Below are 329 nucleotides of genomic sequence, written 5' to 3'. Positions count from 1 at the left end.
CTTTCGAACACTAGCGATTATTTCTTATGAATTCAAGCTTATTTAAAACTCTTTATTCACTCGGTTTTGCTTGGTAAAATCTATATTTTACTTACTTATCTAGTTTTCAATGTACAAATAATGGTGGGCCTAAGTGGACTCGAACCACCGACCTCACGCTTATCAGGCGTGCGCTCTAACCAGCTGAGCTATAGGCCCATTTTTTGAATGTTAAATAAACATTCAAAACTGAATACAATATGTCACGTTATTCCGCATCTTCTGAAGAAGATGTTCCGAATATATCCTTAGAAAGGAGGTGATCCAGCCGCACCTTCCGATACGGCTAC

Annotated in this window: 1 tRNA gene; it reads right to left on the bottom strand. The window is 38.6% G+C overall.

What is annotated here, in order from left to right:
* Window positions 1–121: 121 nt before the first annotated feature.
* Window positions 122–198: transfer RNA gene (locus tag IDG65_RS14390), tRNA-Ile, on the bottom strand.
* Between the last annotated feature and the right edge of the window lie 131 nt (window positions 199–329).

Origin of the sequence: Staphylococcus sp. EG-SA-17, assembly GCF_017151845.1 — a bacterium.
In the GTDB taxonomy this organism is placed as follows: Bacteria; Bacillota; Bacilli; order Staphylococcales; family Staphylococcaceae; genus Staphylococcus; species Staphylococcus aureus.
The sequence above is the reverse complement of the archived record's forward strand: the minus strand, read 5'-3'. Positions and strand labels throughout refer to the sequence as shown.